Source organism: Paraburkholderia denitrificans (assembly GCF_042655705.1).
Taxonomy (GTDB): Bacteria; Pseudomonadota; Gammaproteobacteria; order Burkholderiales; family Burkholderiaceae; genus Paraburkholderia; species Paraburkholderia denitrificans.
In genome coordinates this window covers 122,040-141,219 of sequence record NZ_JBHSMP010000038.1, presented here as the reverse complement: position 1 = coordinate 141,219, position 19,180 = coordinate 122,040, and the positions used below count along the sequence as shown (strand labels likewise).

17 protein-coding genes are annotated in these 19,180 nt (G+C 64.6%); 4 read left to right on the top strand and 13 right to left on the bottom strand.

What is annotated here, in order from left to right:
* The first annotated feature begins 215 nt into the window (after positions 1-215).
* Complete coding sequence (locus ACFPTO_RS23215) at positions 216-1,175, top strand: glycosyltransferase family 2 protein (protein WP_377715115.1); 960 nt, start codon at positions 216-218, stop codon at positions 1,173-1,175.
* A gap of 67 nt (positions 1,176-1,242) precedes the next feature.
* Here the strand turns inward: ACFPTO_RS23215 and ACFPTO_RS23210 are convergent, their stop codons facing one another.
* Both ACFPTO_RS23210 and ACFPTO_RS23205 read right to left on the bottom strand, forming a co-directional pair.
* Positions 1,243-2,079, bottom strand: a complete 837-nt coding sequence (locus ACFPTO_RS23210; protein ID WP_377715113.1) for a class II glutamine amidotransferase — start codon at positions 2,077-2,079, stop codon at positions 1,243-1,245.
* A 27-nt stretch (positions 2,080-2,106) separates the two neighbouring features.
* On the bottom strand, positions 2,107-2,787 hold the full coding sequence (locus ACFPTO_RS23205; protein WP_377715346.1) for a MarC family protein: 681 nt from the start codon (positions 2,785-2,787) through the stop codon (positions 2,107-2,109).
* 322 nt (positions 2,788-3,109) lie between these two features.
* Between ACFPTO_RS23205 and ACFPTO_RS23200 the strand changes: the two genes are divergently transcribed.
* Entirely contained in the window at positions 3,110-3,316 is a 207-nt protein-coding gene (locus ACFPTO_RS23200) for a DUF3311 domain-containing protein (protein WP_377715111.1), read from the top strand.
* Positions 3,313-4,788: a sodium:solute symporter family protein gene (locus ACFPTO_RS23195; RefSeq protein ID WP_377715109.1), complete on the top strand. Its 1,476-nt coding sequence runs from the start codon at positions 3,313-3,315 to the stop codon at positions 4,786-4,788. Before ACFPTO_RS23200 ends, ACFPTO_RS23195 begins: the two co-directional genes overlap by 4 nt.
* Positions 4,789-4,892: 104 nt before the next feature.
* Here ACFPTO_RS23195 and ACFPTO_RS23190 read toward each other — a convergent pair whose 3' ends face one another.
* The 7 genes from ACFPTO_RS23190 to ACFPTO_RS23160 all read right to left on the bottom strand — a co-directional run bounded on the left by ACFPTO_RS23190 (position 4,893) and on the right by ACFPTO_RS23160 (position 14,773).
* A complete protein-coding gene (locus ACFPTO_RS23190) occupies positions 4,893-6,269 on the bottom strand; it encodes an efflux transporter outer membrane subunit (RefSeq protein WP_465262962.1) in 1,377 nt (458 codons plus the stop codon).
* 13 nt (positions 6,270-6,282) lie between these two features.
* A complete protein-coding gene (locus ACFPTO_RS23185; protein ID WP_377715106.1) occupies positions 6,283-8,307 on the bottom strand; it encodes a MacB family efflux pump subunit in 2,025 nt (674 codons plus the stop codon).
* A gap of 2 nt (positions 8,308-8,309) precedes the next feature.
* Complete coding sequence (gene macA, locus ACFPTO_RS23180) at positions 8,310-9,464, bottom strand: macrolide transporter subunit MacA (protein ID WP_377715104.1); 1,155 nt, start codon at positions 9,462-9,464, stop codon at positions 8,310-8,312.
* 57 nt (positions 9,465-9,521) lie between these two features.
* Complete coding sequence (locus ACFPTO_RS23175; protein ID WP_377715103.1) at positions 9,522-12,008, bottom strand: CHASE2 domain-containing protein; 2,487 nt, start codon at positions 12,006-12,008, stop codon at positions 9,522-9,524.
* An 11-nt stretch (positions 12,009-12,019) separates the two neighbouring features.
* Positions 12,020-12,223, bottom strand: a complete 204-nt coding sequence (locus tag ACFPTO_RS23170) for a hypothetical protein (RefSeq protein ID WP_377715101.1) — start codon at positions 12,221-12,223, stop codon at positions 12,020-12,022.
* Positions 12,220-12,918, bottom strand: a complete 699-nt coding sequence (locus ACFPTO_RS23165) for a response regulator transcription factor (protein WP_296659367.1) — start codon at positions 12,916-12,918, stop codon at positions 12,220-12,222. Before ACFPTO_RS23165 ends, ACFPTO_RS23170 begins: the two co-directional genes overlap by 4 nt.
* Positions 12,919-13,822: 904 nt before the next feature.
* Positions 13,823-14,773 (bottom strand): SH3 domain-containing protein, encoded by a 951-nt coding sequence (locus tag ACFPTO_RS23160; RefSeq protein ID WP_377715099.1) that lies wholly within the window; start codon positions 14,771-14,773, stop codon positions 13,823-13,825.
* Between the two features lie 362 nt (positions 14,774-15,135).
* On the opposite strand from ACFPTO_RS23160, the gene ACFPTO_RS23155 reads away from it, so the two are divergent.
* Positions 15,136-15,870, top strand: a complete 735-nt coding sequence (locus tag ACFPTO_RS23155; protein ID WP_377715097.1) for a YoaK family protein — start codon at positions 15,136-15,138, stop codon at positions 15,868-15,870.
* Positions 15,871-16,151: 281 nt separating this feature from the next.
* On the opposite strand, the gene ACFPTO_RS23150 is transcribed toward ACFPTO_RS23155, so the two are convergent.
* The 4 genes from ACFPTO_RS23150 to ACFPTO_RS23135 form a co-directional block, all read right to left on the bottom strand.
* A complete protein-coding gene (locus ACFPTO_RS23150) occupies positions 16,152-16,388 on the bottom strand; it encodes a hexameric tyrosine-coordinated heme protein (RefSeq protein ID WP_377715096.1) in 237 nt (78 codons plus the stop codon).
* A 254-nt stretch (positions 16,389-16,642) separates the two neighbouring features.
* Complete coding sequence (locus ACFPTO_RS23145) at positions 16,643-17,263, bottom strand: outer membrane lipoprotein (RefSeq protein ID WP_377715344.1); 621 nt, start codon at positions 17,261-17,263, stop codon at positions 16,643-16,645.
* Between the two features lie 456 nt (positions 17,264-17,719).
* Positions 17,720-18,424: an RES family NAD+ phosphorylase gene (locus ACFPTO_RS23140; RefSeq protein ID WP_377715094.1), complete on the bottom strand. Its 705-nt coding sequence runs from the start codon at positions 18,422-18,424 to the stop codon at positions 17,720-17,722.
* Positions 18,417-19,136, bottom strand: a complete 720-nt coding sequence (locus ACFPTO_RS23135; protein WP_377715092.1) for a hypothetical protein — start codon at positions 19,134-19,136, stop codon at positions 18,417-18,419. Before ACFPTO_RS23135 ends, ACFPTO_RS23140 begins: the two co-directional genes overlap by 8 nt.
* Positions 19,137-19,180 lie beyond the last annotated feature (44 nt).

Below are 19,180 nucleotides of genomic sequence, written 5' to 3'. Positions count from 1 at the left end.
GCGCTCAAGCCCGGCGAGACGGCTCGCCAACCGCATCGGGCATGACGTTTGCTTGAGCGTTTGCAGGACGTGCGCCTGCGTCGGCTGCGTACACGAATACGCACACAGGTACGCGTCTCGTTCGCGCCAACGCGCACAGGTGCACACCACGTGCCAACGGCGTATGCTCATAGCACGACTACAACATTCAGGCCGGCTCGCGCCGCACGATCGCGATGAACGCCTCCACTCATGCCTCGGGTTCCCAGCTCGTACCACGCGTGACCGTCGTCGTGCTGACACGCAACCATGTCCGCCAGACAGTCGACACTGTGGCCCGCCTCATGGCGCTGCCTGAGCACCCCAATGTGATCGTGGCCGATAACGGCTCCAGCGATACGACCGTCAGCCTGCTCGCATCGCTCTTTCCCCAGTTGCGCATCGTCCAGGGGCTGCGCGATCTGGGCATGACCGGCTTCAACCGCGCTGTCGCGCTTGCGCACACCGACTACGTGGCGTGCTGCGACGACAGCACCTGGTTCGCACCCGGCGCGCTCGCGCGCGCAACCCAGTTGCTGGACGCCCATCCGCGGATTGCTGTAATCAGCGCGTGCGTGGCAGACGAGGCCGAACGTGAAATCCATCCCGCGTGCCAGATGCTGAGCGCCACGTCGCCGGGCGGCAACGGCCTGCCCGGCCCCGCACTCGTGAATTTCATGGCGGGCGCATGTATCTTCCGCGCAAGCGTGTTGAGCGAACTCCACCGTTACGAGGAGCGCCTCTCGCACGGCGGCGCCGAAGAACTCGTAGCGCTGGACCTGCTCGCTGCAGGTCACTTGATCGTCTATTGCGAAGGGGCGCTTGCGCATCGCGAGCCGCTGTATCGCTGGTTCACGCGTGCGCAGCACTGCACGCTCGCGCGCAACTCGGCCTGGGTCGCATGGATGCGCCTGCCGCTGCGCGACGCACTCGCCGCGACCGGGCGCGCACTCGCCGTCTTCGCGCGTCAGCGCTCGCTCGGCCCCGCGGGTTTTGCAATGCTGCGCGGTGCCTTCTGGGCACTGCGCCGCCGCCACGTGGTCCCGCCGCATGTCGTGCAACTCACGCGCCAGGTGAGACGCGCCGAGCACCACGTGCGTATCGGCGTACCGGCGATGGCCGAAAAATACGACCGCTCCGGGCAAAGTGCATGGTGAGCCGCGCTGCGCGTCAATCGCATAGCCCGACGCGAAGCGCCGACGTAAGCCCCGATTTCAGCCCCGTTCACTGCGGCGTGACCGGCACGAACTGCCGGTACTCCACCTGTGGGCCGCGCACGATGATCGCCGTTGCCTCGGGCACCTCGGCCCACACATCGGGCAGATCGACGAGCGGCTCCGAAACGATCAGATAGGCATCCTCGCCCGCCGCCGCGATGCGCGGATCGTCGGGGTAGAGTTCGTGCAGATGCTTGAACGACGTGCTGTGGAAGAGCGAGCGCGAATTGCCTTCGCTGGAGTACCGCACGGCCACCATTTGCTCGCCGTCGCACGCGCACACGGTCATGTTGAGCGGATCGTCGATCCCATGCCTGCGTGCGGTCGCCTCGACGAAACCCGCCATGCGTTCCAACGCGGGCACAGGCTCGTGTTCGAGGCCGAAGGTCATCGCGAGATAGAACATGACTTCGGAATCGGTGGAGCCTTCGAGCGCGCTAAAACGCCCCGGCTCGATGGCGACGAGCAGTTCACGGCGCACGAGCGGGAAGCTCTGAATCAGGCCGTTGTGCGCGAATATCCAGCGCCGGTGGCGAAACGGATGGCAATTGGTTTCCTGCACGGGCGTATGCGTCGCGGACCGGACGTGCGCGACGAACATCGGCGCCGACACCGCGCGCGCAAGCTCACGCAGATTGCGGTCGTTCCACGCAGGCTGGATGCTGCGGTAGCGATACGGAATGTCATGCGGGTGCTGATACCAGCCCAGCCCGAAGCCGTCGCCATTGGTGGTCGTCGCGCCGAGCTTCGAGTGCAGGCTCTGGTCGATCAGCGAATGTCGCGAGCGGAAGAGTACGGTTTCGAGTTGAACAGCGTTGCCGGAATACGCGAGCCAACGGCACATGATGCACTCCTTCGAACGGACACGTACTCACTTTGCAGCATGCAGATCCGCAAGCGGCGTGAGAAAACCCTCGAGGCCGGTCAGGATGATCTGCACGCCAATGCACAGCAGCAGGAACGACGATACACGCAGCGCCACGCGCGTGCCCTCCGCGCCCAGGAATTTCGGCAGGCGCGCCGCATGGCTGTAGACCAGGAAAATCACGATCGTCACGAGCACCGAGATCACCACCGACGCGATGCTCGACATCACCCAGGCGGAAATCTGGTGGGTACGGTTGGCGCTCAGCGCAATCGCCGTGGCGATCGAACCCGGGCCCGTGGTGAGCGGCACGGTGAGCGGGAAAAACGCCTTGCTGGAAGCCTCTCCGGCATCGATCTGCGCGAGCGCCGTATCGTCGGCCGCGCCCGGCGTAACTTCGGGCGCGGTGAGCATCTGCCAGCCGCTCACCGCGACGGCGAGGCCGCCGCCGATACGCAGCGCCTCCATTGAAATGCCGAAGAAATGCAGGATCGGCATGCCGACAAAGAACGCGACGAGCAGCACGAAAAACGCATTGATCGCCACGCGCTTCGCGAGCAGGCGCCGCGCCTCGTCGGTGAGCTTCGACGTGCGGTCGAGAAAGACGAACGCACCGCCGAACGGATTGATGATGCTGATAAGGCCGGTGAAGCCGAAAAGTATTTCTGAAATCAGACTGTCGAACATGTCGTCGAACCAATTATTGAAAAGGCCGGTGAAGAAACCGGAAAATATTTCTGAAGTCAGACTATCCAGACCATCGATCATGGCGTCGCTCCGGTTGAAGCGGCGCGCGCGGCTGCCGGGGCTGCGTGAAGTGTAACTGGATCGGCGCCGGGCGCAATCACTGACCGCCAGGCGAGCGATGCGGCCGTGCCCATGCCGCATCGCGCCATGCTTTCAAAAACCATTCAGCATTCTGGAGTCTTTACGGCATGGCCCGAGTGGGCATAGAGTGAGCCGGTCGCACCCGGTCACACGTTTTCCTTTCGTAAAAAAGGAGCCGTCTATGTCACTGAGGTTGCTCGCTGCCCTGCCCTTCATCGGCATCCTGCTAGGCGTGCCGTTCGTCAATCGCACCGAGCCCTTCGTGCTCGGCATGCCGCTCGTGCTCGCATGGATCGTCATGTGGGTCGTGCTGACCGCCGCGATCATGGCCGTCGTCTACCGGCTCGATCCCGCGAATCGCACCAGTGAAACCGAGGTGCAGTCATGAGCGCCCTGATCCTGATCGCGGCGATCACGCTCGTCGCCCTGATACTCGGCATGCGTGCGCGGCACGGGCACGACATGAATCTCGAACAGTGGTCGGTGGGCGGCCGCAGCTTCGGCACGGTGTTCGTGTTCCTGCTGATGGCGGGTGAAATCTACACGACGTTCACGTTCCTCGGCGGTAGCGGCTTCGCGTACGGCAAGGGCGCACCGGTCTATTACATCCTTGCGTACGCCACGCTCGCGTACATCCTCTCGTACTGGATGCTGCCGCCCATCTGGCGCTTCGCGAAGACCCACCGGCTCGTCTCGCAGCCGCACTTCTTCGCGCGCAAATACCAGAGCCCCGCGCTCGGCGTGCTGGTCGCGCTCGTGGGCGTCGCGGCGCTCGTGCCGTATCTCGTGCTGCAGTTGAAGGGACTCGGCATCATCGTCGCGACGGCCTCGTATGGCGCGATCCCGTCCACGACCGCGATCTGGATCGGTGCGCTCGTCGTGACCGCCTACGTGACGGTCTCGGGCGTGCGCGGCTGCGCATGGAATTCGGTCCTCAAGGATCTGATGATTCTCGCGGTCGCGGTTTTCCTCGGCATCTATCTGCCGATCCACCATTACGGCAGCCTCGGCGAGATGTTCCGCGCCATCGACGCCGCAAAGCCAGGGTTCCTCACGCTCCCCGCGAAAGGACAGAGCGTGACGTGGTTCCAGTCCACCGTACTGCTCACGGCGCTCGGCTTCTTCATGTGGCCGCACACGTTCGGCTCCGTCTACACCGCGAAGAACGAGCGGATCTTCCGCCGCAACGCGATGGTGCTTCCGCTCTATCAATTGATCCTGCTGTTCGTGTTCTTCTGCGGTTTTGCCGCCGTGCTGAAAGTGCCGGGGCTCAAAGGCGGCGACATCGACCTCGCGCTCTTTCGCCTCTCGCTGCAGACGTTCAACCCGTGGGTCATCGGCGTGATCGGCGCGGCGGGCGTGCTCACCGCGCTCGTGCCGGGCTCGATGATCCTCACGACGGCCTCGACGCTCATTGCCAACGACATCTATCGCGGCGGCTTCGCGAAACACGCCGACGACGCGCGCGTCGCCCGCCTCGCGCGCCTGTTCGTGCCGGTGGTTGCACTCGTGGCGGTGGGCTTCACGCTCAACGGCGGCGAAACCATCGTGGCGCTGCTGCTCATGGGCTACAACTTCGTGACGCAGTTGTTTCCGGCGCTCGTGTGCAGTCTCGCGGCGCACAACCGTGCGACGAAGCAAGGCGCGTTCTGCGGAATCCTGGCGGGCGTGGCGGTCGTTGTGGTGACAACGTTGCTGCACGTGAGCGTCGCGCAACTCATTCCGTTCGCGCCTGATGCGCTCAAGGACATCAACATCGGCTTTCTCGCGCTCGGCGTGAATGTGGTTGTGCTCGCAGCAGTCAGTGCGCTGACGCAGCCGCACACGCATGCGGACCACGAGCACGCACGTGCGCACTGATCGTGGGAGTACGCCAGTTGCTCGGCGCGCCGACCCGACGTATGCGCAGATGCCTCTGCAAGACCGTTACTCGTCCGATCACAACGGCGGTCGCCTGACACCCGTCACTGCTCCCCGCCACCCAGCGCTTGATATAGCTTCATCTGGTTGTTGAACCGGTTCAGCCGCGTCAGTTCGTCAGCGCTTTGCGCGTCCCTTAGCCGCTGCTGCTGGTCGAGCCACGGTTGCACGGCGGTCGCACCGGCCGCGAATTGCACGGCGGCCAGCCGTTCGGCGCGCTGCGCCTGGGCCAGCGATAGCGCGCGCTGTTCGGCCTCGCGTTCGAGTTGCACGCGCGCCGACAGCGCGTTCTCGACTTCCGCGAATGCGGTGTAGAGCTGCTGACGGAAACCGACGACGGCTTCTTCATACTGCGTCTTCGATACCCGGATCTGCAGTTGCATCGTGTTCCACTGGATGAACGGTAGCGCGAGGCCGAGCCCGAGCGTGCCGACCGGGTTCGCGAGCACGCGCTCGAGGCTCGAGCTCGACGTGCCCGCGTTGCCGGTCAGCGTGAAGGTCGGGTAGAAGCTCGTGCGGGTCGCATCGATCTGAGAGAACGATTCGCGCAGCCGGAACTCCGCGGCGCGCAGGTCCGGGCGGCGGCCGAGCAGGCTGGCGGGCAGATCGGCCGCGACCTCCGGCGGCGACATATCGGGCAGTGCCGACGGTTCGGCGGCAAGCTGCTGCGGCGGCCGGTCGAACAGGATCGCAAGCGCATGGCGGTTCTCGGTGCGTTGCTGGATCAGCTGCGCCTGGGCCGCGCGTTGCGCGGCCACGCTCTGTTCGGCCTGCGCGAGGTCGAGTCCCGACACGGCGCCGGACGCGTGGCGCGACCGGACGATCGCGAGCGTACGCACCGCATACGCAATGCTCGCGTCGCCGAGCGCAATCTGCCGGTTCAGATAGCCGATCCGCCAGTACAGCGACGCCGTCGTGCCGATCAGCGACAGCCGCGCCGCTTCGAGATCGGCGGCGGTCGCGTCCGCTTCCCAGCGCGCGGCGTCGCGCAGCGCGGCCAGTCGGCCCCACAGGTCGATTTCGTAGCTGAGCGATCCCGTGACGCCGCTCGACCGGCTCATCCGGTGCGTATCGAGCGTGCGCGACACGGCGCCGTTCGCACCGAGCGATACGGTAGGCGTCAGGTTCGTGTCGACAAGCCCGGCCCGCAATTGCGCGCGATACACGCGAATCGCCGCAATCGCGAGATCGTTGTTCGCGCGCAGCGCATCGTCGATCAGTGCGTCGAGCTGCGGATCGCCGAAGGTGCGCCACCAGTCCCGCGTCAAGGCCGGTGCAGCGGCGGAAACCGGCGCCGCCCAGTTCGCGGGCATGGCGACCGCGGGCAGCGGCACGTGGCGCGTGCCCGCGCAGCCTGCCAGCAGCGCAGAGAACGCAAGCGTGAAGGCGCCGAGGCGGTGAAGCGATGAGACATGTGTCAAGGGCTGGACTCCATCAGTCGCGTGCGAGCGCATCGATCGGATCGAGCCGCGACGCGTTGCGCGCAGGCATGAAACCGAAAATCACGCCAATAAGCGTCGAGCAGACGAACGCCGTTACGATCGCACCGGCGGAGAACACCATGGACCATTGCGCGACGAACATCGAGAACACGACGCCAAGCGCGAACGACAGCGCGATTCCGATCACGCCGCCGAGCAGGCAGACGAGCACGGCCTCGACAAGAAACTGCTGCAGGATATCGGACTGCCGTGCGCCGACCGCCATCCGGATGCCGATTTCGCGCGTGCGCTCAGTGACCGACACGAGCATGATGTTCATCACGCCGATCCCGCCGACAACAAGCGAGATCACGGCGATCAGCGACAAAAGCAGCGTCAGCGACCGGCCCGTTTTCTCGATGGTCTTGCGCACGCTGTCCATGTTGTACGTGAAGAAGTCCTTGCGTCCGTGGCGCTGGATCATCAGCTTTTCGAGGCTTTTCTCGGCGGCGGCGCCCGGTTGCCCGTCGCGCACGCGCACGGTGATGCTGCCCAGATGCTGTTGGCCGAACAGCCTGCCGCTCGCGGTCGTATAAGGCACCCATACGCTCAGGCTCTTCGAGCTGCCAAACGCGCTCTTCTTTTCGACCGTAACGCCGATCACGACGAACGGCACGTTGTTGAGCAGGATCACTTCGCCGACCGGATTGCTCGCGTTACCGAACAGCTTGCGGCGCGTGTTCGAGTCGATCACGGCGACCTGCGCCTGGCGGCGTACCGCGTCGGCGTCGAATGCGACGCCGCGCGCAAAACGCACCCCGCGCACCTGGAAAAAGCGGTCGCCGACGCCGTTCACCATCGCGCTCACGTCGATGTTGCGGTAGCGCAGCAACTGCGGGCGCGGCGTCTCGGGCGTCGCACTGTCGACGTACGGCTGCTCGGCGAGGGCCGCGACATCGGCGGGCACGAGCGTCTGGATCGCGTCGGCGCGGCTGTCGCCCCAGTCGGCGCCCGGATAGAAGCTGATCGTGTTCGTGGCGAGGCTGCCGATGTCGTCGAGCATGTAGCGTTTCGCGCCTTCGCCGATCGCGACGATCGACACGACCGACGTGATGCCGATGATGATCCCGAGCATCGTCAGCAGCGTGCGCAGCCGGTGCGACACGAGCGCGATCCAGGCCATTCGGCAGGCTTCGGCGAAACGGCTGGTGGCGGCAATGACGCGCCGGGCGCCGGTATCGGCCGCGGCAGGCGGCAACGTGTCGTCGCGATGGTCCGCACTCGAAGCGCCGACCGTCGCGTCGGCGTGCGCCGCGCCGATCCCCGCTTCGGCGAGCGCTTGCGCGTAATCGCGATTGGGCTGGTCGGCGACGATCTCGCCGTCGCTGATTTCGATGATGCGCCGCGCGTGGCGCGCGACGGCCTTGTCGTGCGTGACGATCACAATCGTATGACCGAGCGCGTTCAGCTCGTGCAGGATGCGCAGCACATCCTGGCCGCTTTTCGAATCGAGCGCGCCTGTCGGTTCGTCGGCAAGGATCACCTGGCCGCCGTTCATCAACGCGCGCGCAATGCTCACGCGCTGCTGCTGGCCGCCCGAAAGCTGGCCGGGCCGATGGTGCGCGCGATCCGCGAGCCCGAGGCGCGCGAGCAGCGCGTGCGCCCGCTTGTGGCGTTCCGTACGCGCGGTGCCCGCATAGATCGCGGGCATTTCGAGGTTCGCGACAGCATCCACGTGCGGCAGCAGGTGATAACGCTGGAACACGAAACCGAAGTGCTCGCGGCGCAGCTGCGCGAGCTCGTCGCGGTCGAGCCTGTGCGTGTCGCGGCCACCCACCGTGTAGGTGCCTTCGCTCGGGTGATCGAGACAGCCGAGGATGTTCATCAGCGTCGATTTGCCGGACCCCGACGCGCCCACAATCGCAACGATCTCACCCGCGTCGATTGACAGGTTCACGTTGTTCAACACGACGACGTCCTTGTCGCCAGACAGAAAGCGCCGCGTGACGGCGGTGAGTTTCAGCAGGGGGGTGCTCATCGTCACGCTTCGCCCGCGTCGGCTTCGCCGATCACGACGCGCTCGCCGTCCTTCAGGCCCGCCAGCACCTCGACATGCACGTTGTTGTTGAGGCCGATGCGCACCGCACGCGTTTCGGTGCTGCCGTCGGCGCGCAGCACGCGGACCGCATACGTGCCGTCCTTGCTTTGCTTGCCGAGCGCGGCAACCGGGATGCTGAGCGCGTTGTCCGCGTTGCCCAGTACGATGTTGACCTGCGCGGTCATCGCGATGCGCAGCCGATGCTCGGGATTCGGCACTTCGAACAGCGCGTTGTAGAACACGGCGCCGTTGGACTTCGAACCGCCGAACGTGCTCTGCGCGTCGGCGTAGTTCTGCGGCGCCGGCTCGATCGCGCGCAGCTTGCCGTAGTGACGCATGTCCGGTTCGCCGAGGATCGTGAAGTACGCGGTCTGCCCTGTGCTCACGCGGATCACGTCGGCTTCCGATACCTGCGCCTTGACGGTCATCGTGTCGAGATCGGCCAGCTTCAGGATCACCGGCGCCTGCTGCTGCGCAATCACGGTCTGGCCTTCCTGCGTGACGATCGCGACGACCTCGCCGTCGATCGGCGCGACGATGCGCGTATAGCCGACGTTGGCCTGCGCGGTCTCGATCTGGATACGCGCCGAGCGAAGTTGCGCGGCGAGCGACGCGAGGGTCGCTCGCTGTACGTCGAGCGCCGCGCGCGCGACCTCGAAGGCTTCGCGCGAGGTCGCATCGTCTGGCAGCATCGTCTGCTGACGACGGAATGCGAGTTCGGCCTGCGTGAGCTGCGCAGCGGTCGCTTGCTGTTGCGCGCGCAAGCTTTCCTCGCTGGCGCGCGCCTGGCGCAGCGCGTTTGCGGAAATCACGGGATCGATTTCGGCGAGCCATTGCCCCTTGACGATCTTGTCGCCGAGCGTGACCTTCAGCGTCTTCAACTGCCCGGATACCTGCGCGCCGACATCGACCTGCCTGAACGCCTGCAACACACCGGTCGCGAGCACCGCGTTCTCAAGATCGCTGCGCGTGACAGGTGCGGACAGGTATTGGGGATGCCCTTTCGGTGCGAACCAGCGCCACACGAATGTGGCGAGGATGGCGATGATCATGAGGCCGACGGCCACACGTCGCCAATGACGGGTATTTTTTTTCACGTGTCTCAGGCTGTGGTCAGGAGGGTCCGGTATTGAAAGGAGGCGGGTTGTTTTTACTCAGAGTCGGGTTGCGAGGTCAAATCCGTTTTCGGGTTCGTCAATTAATTCGCCATCCTTATCTAATCGAGAGCGATCGTCAAGCGTTGCGTACGCGGGCAGCGCCAATGTGAACGTGGTGCCTTCGCCGGGGTCGCTCTTGACATAGACATGGCCGCCGTGACGCGTCACGACGGTCTTCACGAGCGCGAGGCCAAGCCCCGTTCCGCGGGCCTCGGGCTGCTGCGCAGCGTGAAATCTCCGGAATGGTGCGAACAGATCCGCCTGATCCTCACGCGAAATGCCGTAGCCCTCGTCGCGAATCGAACAGAACACGCGCGGCGGTATCGACTTCACAACGCGGATCGCGCAAACGATGCGCGTATCGGGCGGACTATATTTGACCGCGTTATCCAGGATATTCACCAGCGCGCGGGTCATCAGCGAACGATCGGCATTAATCAGGCCGCCTTCGTCGCCTGCGTAGTCTTCGAACACCGTATCGATCCGGATGCGCCGCGCACGCGCCTGCGGCCACACTTCGTCGCTCGCGTCGATCAGCAATTCGGCGAAACTCGTCGGTTCCAGCGCATACGTCTTCGACTCCGCGCGCGCGAGTTGCACGAAATCGTCGGCCAGCGCGAGCGAGCGCCGCGCACTGCGCTCGATACGGTCCATCACGTCGCGCAACGGATTCGCGTCCAGCGTGCCGCGCTGACGCTCGGTCTCGACGAGCGCCACGATCGACGCCTGCGGCGAGCGCATGTCGTGCGACAGGAGTTGCAGCGCATCCTCGCGCTGGCGCTCGGCTTCGTGCAACGCCGTGACTTCAGCGAGTCCCGCGATCCAGCCTGCCGACTCGCCTTGCGCGGTCGTCCGTTGCGCGTAGCGCACCAGGTAGTCGTGGCCGTCAGGCGAACGCACCTGGACGCCTCGCTCCATCAGTGCCGCGAATTTCGCGCACACCGGATTGAGCGGCGCGGGCCAGTGAGCCCGGGCGAACGCAAGCGTGGCCGGGTTCGGGTCAATCGACTTGACGAGCGAAAATTCACTGAATACATCCGCCATGGAGCGCCCTTCCGCCGGACAGACGCCAAGCCGCTCCAACGCCCCGCGTGCCGACTGATTCGCGATGAGCACGACGCCCCGCACATCGGCGACGAGGATCGGCTGCGGCACCGAGTCGAGGCTGTCCCAGACGAACCGCCCCATGTCCTGCAGCCGCTGCGCGGTCTGCGCCATCCGCGCCATCTGCCGCGCAAGCGCATCGCCCGCATATTCGCGCACGGGCGCGGGCGCTTCGGGCAACAGATAAGGTTCGTCGGCCAGTCTGCACAAAGCTTTGCGCAGATACGCCATCGTCATTTCCAGACGCCGCCAGTTCCACATCGGATAGACAAAGATTAGCGCGGCCACTGCGGGCACGGGGCTCAGCCACATGTGCGCGCCGTCGAGGAGCGCGGCGCTGGCAGCAAGCGAAGCGACACCGAGCGCGACGGACAACAACAGGGCGCGCCACGGCGACAACACCAGAAAACCCGCCAGCAGCAGCGAGAGCGGCACGAGCGACGCGAGCAGCGCCCACGGTCTCGACACGGGTTCGATGGCGGTGCCGTTGAGCAGCGTGTCGAGGACGTTCGCGTGGATGTGCACGCCCGGCAGCGGGCCGAGCATTCCGGAGACCGGCGTCGCGAAACGATCCTGGACACCCGAAGCCGTGACGCCGACCAGCGCCACGCGATCGCGCAACCACTCGGCCGGCACGTGGCCGTCGAGCACGTCCGAGAACGACACGCGCCGATGGATCTGCGCATGCGCGCTGAACGGGACGAGGAAGCGCGTCTGCCTGCCCGCGCGAGCCAGCGCCTCGCCGCGGATGGTCTGCGGCGCGCCGCCGGACAGCGTGATCTCACCGCCGCGCGCGGCGCGCCAGGCGGGCACCATCAGTTGCGGCCAGTGCTGGTGCGCGTCGCCTTCGAATAGCGCAACGCTGCGCACGATGCCGTCACTGTCGACTTCGAAATTGACGTGCCCGAGACCGGCAGCCGCATTCGCGAGCGGCGCGACGGGCAGCACGACTTCACGTGCGCCCGCTTCATCCGAGAAACCCAGCACGATCGGAAGGTAAGCCGGACGCGCGGCGAGCGCTTTCGCAAAACTGTCGTCGTCGGGCGAAGGTTCGGTGAACGGCACGTCGTAGACGATTGCCGCCACGCCCGCCTGGTCCAGTTGCTCGGCGAGCCGCGCATGGATACTGCGCGGCCACGGCCAGCGGCCAAGTGCCGCGATGCTCGCGTCGTCGATCTCGACGATCGCGATGTCCGACGACATGGAGGGCGCACGCCCGGCAAGGAAGCGATCGTAGACGAACTGGTCGGCACCGGCCGTCCACTGCCACACGATGCTCAGGATCACGATCAGGACGCCCGCGCATCCGACACCCGCCCATTCGGACAGGAACCGGCGTCTGAAGGAGCGGCCAAGGCGCGCGGGCGGCTTGACGCGCATGGCGGGCGCCGTCACCCGTCGAGCCGGAACGACGCGATCAGCCAGGCTTGCCGGTCGTAGCGGCGGCTTTCGACCGGCTCAGCGAGCACGGTCCGGTCGTACACGCCCTTCGGAAGATCGTTGACCACGACCTCGGCGTTCGTTGCGTCGGCGAATTCGATGGACGGCACGGGCACCGCCCACGCGGCGTGCTGTATCGCGCGAGCCGGACTCACGCGGCGTCCCCTTCGATTCTCTCGAGACGATAGCCGTAGCCGTAAATCGGCGTCAGACGGTAGCCGTTTTCAGGGCGCAGGCCGAGCTTGGAGCGCAGCATCGAGACGTGCGTATCCATCGTGCGCGACGGAATATCGTCGGACTGTTTCCAGATCACATCGAGAATGTGCGTGCGCGAAAGCGGCCGGCTCAGATGCTGGAACAGCAGCAACGCGAGATCGAACTCCTTCTGCGTCAGCGCGACCGGCTTGCCGTGCACCAGAACCTTGCGGGATTTCAGATCGAATTCGTATTCGCCGAAGACTTCTTTGAGCACCGGCGCATACAACTGATAGGCGCGGCGCAGCAGCGAGCCTACGCGCGCCACCAGCACCGCCGCGGAAACGGGCTTGACCACGTAGTCGTCGGCGCCGCTGTTGAGCATCAGCACGATATCGGCCTCGTGGCTGCGGCTCGTCATGAACAGCACCGGCAACCGCGTGGAGAGGCTCTGACGCACCCAGTACAGAACCTCGTCGCCCGACATGTCGGGCACGTTCCAGTCCAGCACGAGCAGGTCAAATGTCTCGCGCCGCAACTGCCGCACGAGGTCGTTACCCTTCGCAAACACATGGCAAGTGTGGCCGGCTTCCCCCAACGCTTGACATACGAATTCCGCTTGAGCCGGATCGTCTTCCAGTACTGCAATTCTCATCATGCCCCGCACCTGCAATCGTCTTTCATCTTTCCAGGATGGATTGGTTTTCCAGGCGGGCCGAAAGGCGGCACCGTCCCGTCCCCGCGCCGGCCGTCGTGCCCTGGCCCATACCGCACCGCGGACACCGACGGACATCCGTCCCGGAACACGCTGCGCACGGCCTGACCATGCGTCCTCAAACCGCTACTCTCGCTTCGTCTTGAAAATAACGGGAGAGCGCCGCGCCAGTCGTTATGTGAAATTGGATCTCGTTCATCGTAGTCGAAAGGTGCTTCTCCTGATCGTCGTCGTGTAGTCCGTCATGGTCGGCGCTGCGTTACAGGCCGTCAGATGCAACGTTGTGAGATGAACGTCCCCGCGCTCCCTGCACCGCCACGTGGCGCGCGCATGCCAGCGCACAACGTTTCCGGCTCAAAGTGAATGAATCGGATCCATTGGACCCGGATGTGCCCCGCGCCGTCGCGCGCCGGGCACTGCGTCGGCCACGTCGGCCATCCGACAGGCGGGCTCATCGATCAGCTTCACGGAGCCGGATCACCAAGCGGGGTCACTGAGTGGGGTCACTGAGTGGGGTCATTAGGCGGCCTCATTGCCTCAGGCGATGACATCCGCATATTTTGGAGCGCGTATTGTCCCCGGAAGTCGCAATATTTAGTGTCAAAGATTGCTAAATTCCGCAATTCATGCAGCATGGATATTTAGAATAATCTGACATCCTAACGACACAAGATTGACGGCAACTCATTGCTGACGCGCGAAGCGTAGCAGCAGGACAAGCGGTGGCCAGGAGAATGCGATTGCTCAGCCAGTGGAGAGCGATCTGTCGAAGAGACGGTCGGGAGTCAGCGCGAGCGCCCGAAACCGGGGCTCGCGCGTGAAGCAGCCTGACGAAGGCGGTGCGTCAGTTCTGCTGTCGGTAATCGCGGCGGCCGCTGTTCCCGTCACCTGACGGATGGCCACCCTGCGGCGCACCTTGCGGGCGTTCCGGTCGCGCCGCTCCGGGCGCCGGGCCAGGCGCACGCTGACCGCCGTAGGGCTGACCGGCAGGCGGGCGGCCATAAGCGCCCGCGGCCGGCTCGGGCGGACGACCGCCGTACTGCGGCCCCTGCGCCTGAGGACGGGCCGCACCCGGCGGCGGGGCGGACGGCCGTGCGCCGTTGAATTGCGGCTCCGGCGGGCGGTGCATACCGGGCGGCGGACCTCCGGCCTCAGGCATCGCCCGACGTTCCGCTCCGCGTGGCGGCTCGCCATGCATCGGCGGAGGCCCACCGGCTCCAGGCATCGCCCGACGTTCCGCTCCGCGCGGCGGCTCGCCATGCATCGGCGGAGGCCCACCGGCTCCAGGCATCGCCCGACGTTCCGCTCCGTGCGGCGGCTCGCCATGCATTCGCGGCGGCCCTCCGTACGGGCGCCCGCCGAAGCCCGGCTGCGGCCGGTGCGCCCAGCGATCACGGTCGCCGTACCACGGACGATCGCGATAGAAACTGCCCCAGTACGCTCCGAGCGCAAAGGTCACGACCGGCAGCCCGATGGATGGGCCATAGTCTTCGAGCGGCACATAGTCGCCCTGGTAGGGGTACGAGAGATAGGCGGCATAGACCCAGCCGCGCAGGTCGGGCAGCGCGACGTCGCACCACGAGTAGTCGCTCACGCAGCCCATCACGGTGACGGGCACGCCGGGCCCGAGTTCGGACACAACGGGGTAATCGCCCGACGGTCCGGCGAAGAGTTCGACCGGCTCGCTCGTGTAGGCCTGGACCTGCGCGAACGCGCGAGGCGCCGCCAGCCCGAAACCGGCCAGCACCACCGCGACGGCCAGCGCCCGCGTGCGCATCGTCTGGCTCTTATACATTGTTTTCTCCCTTGACCACTTTTCGTACCCGATCACGCCGCACGTTTCGTGCCTGATTCACGCGTTTTCTTCGAAATAGTGACTAAAGACCGCATGAACAGTGGAGGTGTTGCAAAAAAAGCAGGGACGGCGGATTTACAATGCAGACCACTAGAAGGCGTTGATGTGCGAGCGGTGGCGCAAAGACCGCGCGCTCTCAACTTGCCTCTGCGAGTTAGAGCGTTATGTCACGTCAAGTCGGCAAGCATATATCACACCGTGATACAATCGGCACATTTATACGCCTTTTGATGTCTGTGCAAGTCAACGAGGCTAGCTGCGACGCGTTTCCGTTAATAGTCAATCCGCCCAGAGTCTTTTAAATGTTGCTGCGTCAGGGAGAAGCCCGTGACCACGAAATCGATCGCCAACTTGCCTGCATACTCGCCGGGATTGCGGGCGCCCTGAACACCGCGGCCTTTCACGCCGCAGGGTTTTTCTCGGCAAACATGACCGGGAACGTGTCGTCACTCTCGGATCACGCTGCACTCGGGCAATGGTGGGTCAGCGCGTTCTACTTTGCCATCATCGTCGTCTTCGTTTTCGGCAGCACGACGTCGACCCTGCTGATCAATGCCGGGTGCCGACGTACGATCCGCAGCATCTACGCGATCACTATCCTCGCGGAAGCCGTTCTCATGGTGGTGCTCGGACTCGCCGAATGGTCGATCCCATCGATGGATCGCGGTCCCGTGCTGATTATCGGCCTGAGTTTCCTTATGGGATTCCAGAACGCCGTCGTCACTCGCATCTCGGGTGCGAGGGTTCGTGCCACACACGTTTCCGGCATGTCGACCGATATCGGTATCGAGTTCGGCATGCTCCTCGACATCATCCGCGGACGCGAACCGGACGTCGAACTTGCGCCTTATTCGGCCAAGCTGCGTCTGCACGTGCAGACCGTCCTGTCGTTTTTGGCCGGCGGTGTCGCGGGAATGGTGGTCTATCAGGCGATCGGGACGCGGCTTCTGTTCGCCGCCGCTGTCCTGCTGTTTGCGATGGCGATCACGTCCATCATTCGCGCCCGGACGCAGAGCAACCCAATATCGATACCGTGATTGCCCCCAGGGTCTTGCATGTCGCGTCGGCAGCGATCTATCCAGCCGACGCGCCACGGCGTTTCGAAGCCGACTTGCCCTGCCCCCTGCAAACAGGGAGTAGGTCAATAGCGTCGGCTATCTTCTGCAGGGTCAACTGGCTACGTTATGGTTGCAGACAATAGCCCTGCAGGGTTTTGCCCGTGCCGGCTTTTGTGATGACAACCTGGAGTCGAACAGCATCGGGGCGGCACTCCGAAAGCTTGTCAGCCCTGGAGTGCCGTGATTCGATCCGGACCCGACTATTTACGCCAGTAGTTATTGGCTGCGGCTATCGTGGCGAACTCAGTCGCTACGACTTGCCCGACCTGAAGCAGCATGCTCGCGTCGTTTGCATACACGTCGCGTAGCTTATCCCGGACAGCCTCGTCCTGCTGCGTCGCCTTGATGACCAACCGTGCCATCTTGACGGCCAGTTGGCGCCCTTCTTCCGGAGTCGCGGTGATGAGCGAATTGCCGGGGACAAGTGTGGTATCCATCGTTGCGCACCTCTCTGGTTACAAGTGAATGAACGAAATATGTCGGAGCAATCTGGCAGCTTCGACATTTACGATTATTGCTGACGCCGGGCCACTGTGGCGCGACCTGTTCGCATCGCAGCCCGAACCGGACGCACTTGATGCTCCAGCCGAAGTACAGGCTCCCGCCCATCGTTAGACCGCCCCGCTCGTTCCCGCTTATCGACTCTGGCCACTCGGCGCGTCGTGAGGCCGGGCGACAGCAACGGGAATCACTAGAAGCGCGAAAGCTGGCTGCCATTGACCTGCACCCGGTCGCCCGGGCGCAGGTCGCCGGGCGTCGGCACGTTGAACGCGCGCGTTGAGCCGTCGCTCAGCTGTACGTCGATTTGGTATCCGGCAGGCTGGCCCATTTGCTGACCGATCTGGTTGCCCGCGTAGGCTCCGCCGAGCGCGCCGATGACGGTCGCGGCGTCGCGACCGTGGCCGCGCCCGAACTGATTTCCGAGAACGCCGCCAACCAGCGCGCCGACCACCGTTCCCGCAACGCCCGACGTGCCCGTGGCGCTGCTCAAGGGGCGGATGCTCGAGATCGTGCCGTACTGCGTGCCATATTGGTTGCCGTACTGCGAGTTGTACTGTGACCCGTACTGCTCGCCGTTTTGCGTGTCGTATGGCTGCTGCGGCGCAGGCGGCGGCGCGTAGGCGGGTTGCTGCACGGTAGCTGGTTGCGCGTAGACGGGTTGGTTATACGCGGGCGCGGCATACGGGGCCTGGTAGCCTTGCTGCGAGCCGTACGGCGCGTAGCCCGGGGCAACGCATGCAGACAACGAAAGACTCGCGGCGGCTACAAGCGCGGCGGTCAGGACGGACTTGGTGGAGGGCATGGGCATCACGGCGTGGTTTGCAATGGCGCCGCGCAGGGCGCGGCGAGCATAAGGAGGAAGGCGATTGCGCGGCAGTATAAGGAAAGCCCAGCCGGATGTGCACAGCGCGATAGTAACAACGTGTAAAGTCCGTTTCCCGGTGAATCGCGGCAGGCGTTGGTACATCCAGATCGCGGCCGCGGCGGCAATGCCGTTCAAATGAACTCCAGAACCCGGGTACGGGACACGACTACCAATAAAAGTACTTCTATTTTTTTAAAGCCTTTTATCGCTAATTGATTCAGCGAATGTCGCTGAGTAATCGTCAGTAATAAACCGTAGGTGTTGAACTTGCCCCCGCACAATCGGACGAGCGATCAATGAGCACATCATCCGCGTTGTGGACGGCGCGTCCAAAAGCCAGGCAAGCCGGCGCGCAACGCGTGCGGGCAGCCCATCCTTGCTTCCTCCGCGACCACCCGCCCTCTAGTTGCCCGGCGTGATATCAACGCCGATGCGGTCGGCGAGGTCCAGCAGTTCCGCATACGCCGGCTCACCCTGCAACAGACTGCGCGAGTCGCCAAACTGCTTCAGCGAGCCCTTGGGGATGCGGTCGCCGAATAGCACCACGGCGCGCGTCGAGTCGTCCTGACGGGAGATCCAGGACAGCCCCTGGATATCGGGGTGCCGCGCGTGGATAGCCTCGGCCCACTGGCGCGTATTCGGGTACTGATCCTTTTCGGTGTCGATCAGCTGCTTGCGCGGCACGCCGAGCTTGCGCAGTGCGACGCTGCTGAGGTCTGCCAGCTTAAGATCGCGCCCGACCTTGACCTCGGAGTGCAGTTGTCCTTCCAGCTTGCGCTTGTCGTAGTGCTTGAAGCCAGGCGCGTGGGACACGTCGTGGAACACGGACTCCATGGCGGCCGCATCGAACGTGGCTGCGGCGTAGATGGTAGGGATAGGGTCGCCCTTGACGTCCTGGATCGGGCTGAAGCGCGCGTTGCCCTTGAGCCCAGGATTGAACTCGTCAGCCCGGTACTGCACCGAGTGCACCCGGAGCAGCGCCTGCTTGCCGGACAAGGTCCACGGCGTGACATGGAGCGTTGCCGGCGGCGCGGGGGTCGCTCCGGTATCGTCATCCGAAAGCACGGGCGTGCCTGCCGACGGAGTGGTCTTGCGAGGTTTAGCCATGCGCGACGCCTTCCACTTCATCCTTAGCGGCGGCGAGGACCTGCTCCGGCTCGCCCGCCAGTACGTCCTGCGGGCGTCGGCCACCGAGGAAGCTGTTGGACGAGAGAAACCAGTAAGCCAGCCCCCAGCCATCCTTGTCGTCGCCGAAGACCTCCAGGACGGGCTTCAGGGTCTTGCGAGGCCGCCAGCCGGCTTCGGCGTCCAGACCATAGCCGGGGAAGTAATCGACGCCGTTGTGGTTGATCGCGAAGATCCGGCGTTCGCGCTTCCACTTGTTGGGTTGCGTGCTGGGGTTGGTCGAGCTCAGTCCTGCCAGTTCGGCCAGCGTGGCCGCAGTCAGCCAGTCAGCCCCTTCCAGCACGGCCTTGCGCGAACGCGCCAGCATCGCCGCCTCCCTGAGCAGGGTCGGCGTAGGGGGGGCCTTGGGCACCACGGCGTTGACCAAGGCCTTGAGGGTCTGCTCGTTCTGCTCGCTCAGCGCCGCGCCGATGAAGGCCACAACAGTAGTCAGTGTCTTGGCCAGCAGGTCGGCTTGCTGAACCCCGGTATGCGCCAGGGGCACGACGATGACCTGCTCGGCCTTGAACTTGTCGAGCCGCCTTCGCACCTCCAGAGGGGTGCCGACCAGGGTGTCGAATTCTTTCGGTTCATGGGTAGCAGTCATGGCACGCCCCAGAAAATTATCAAGAATATCCATATAGATGATATTCAAAATAATCCGACTTGTCACACGCCGTCTTTCAGCCGGTGTCCCGC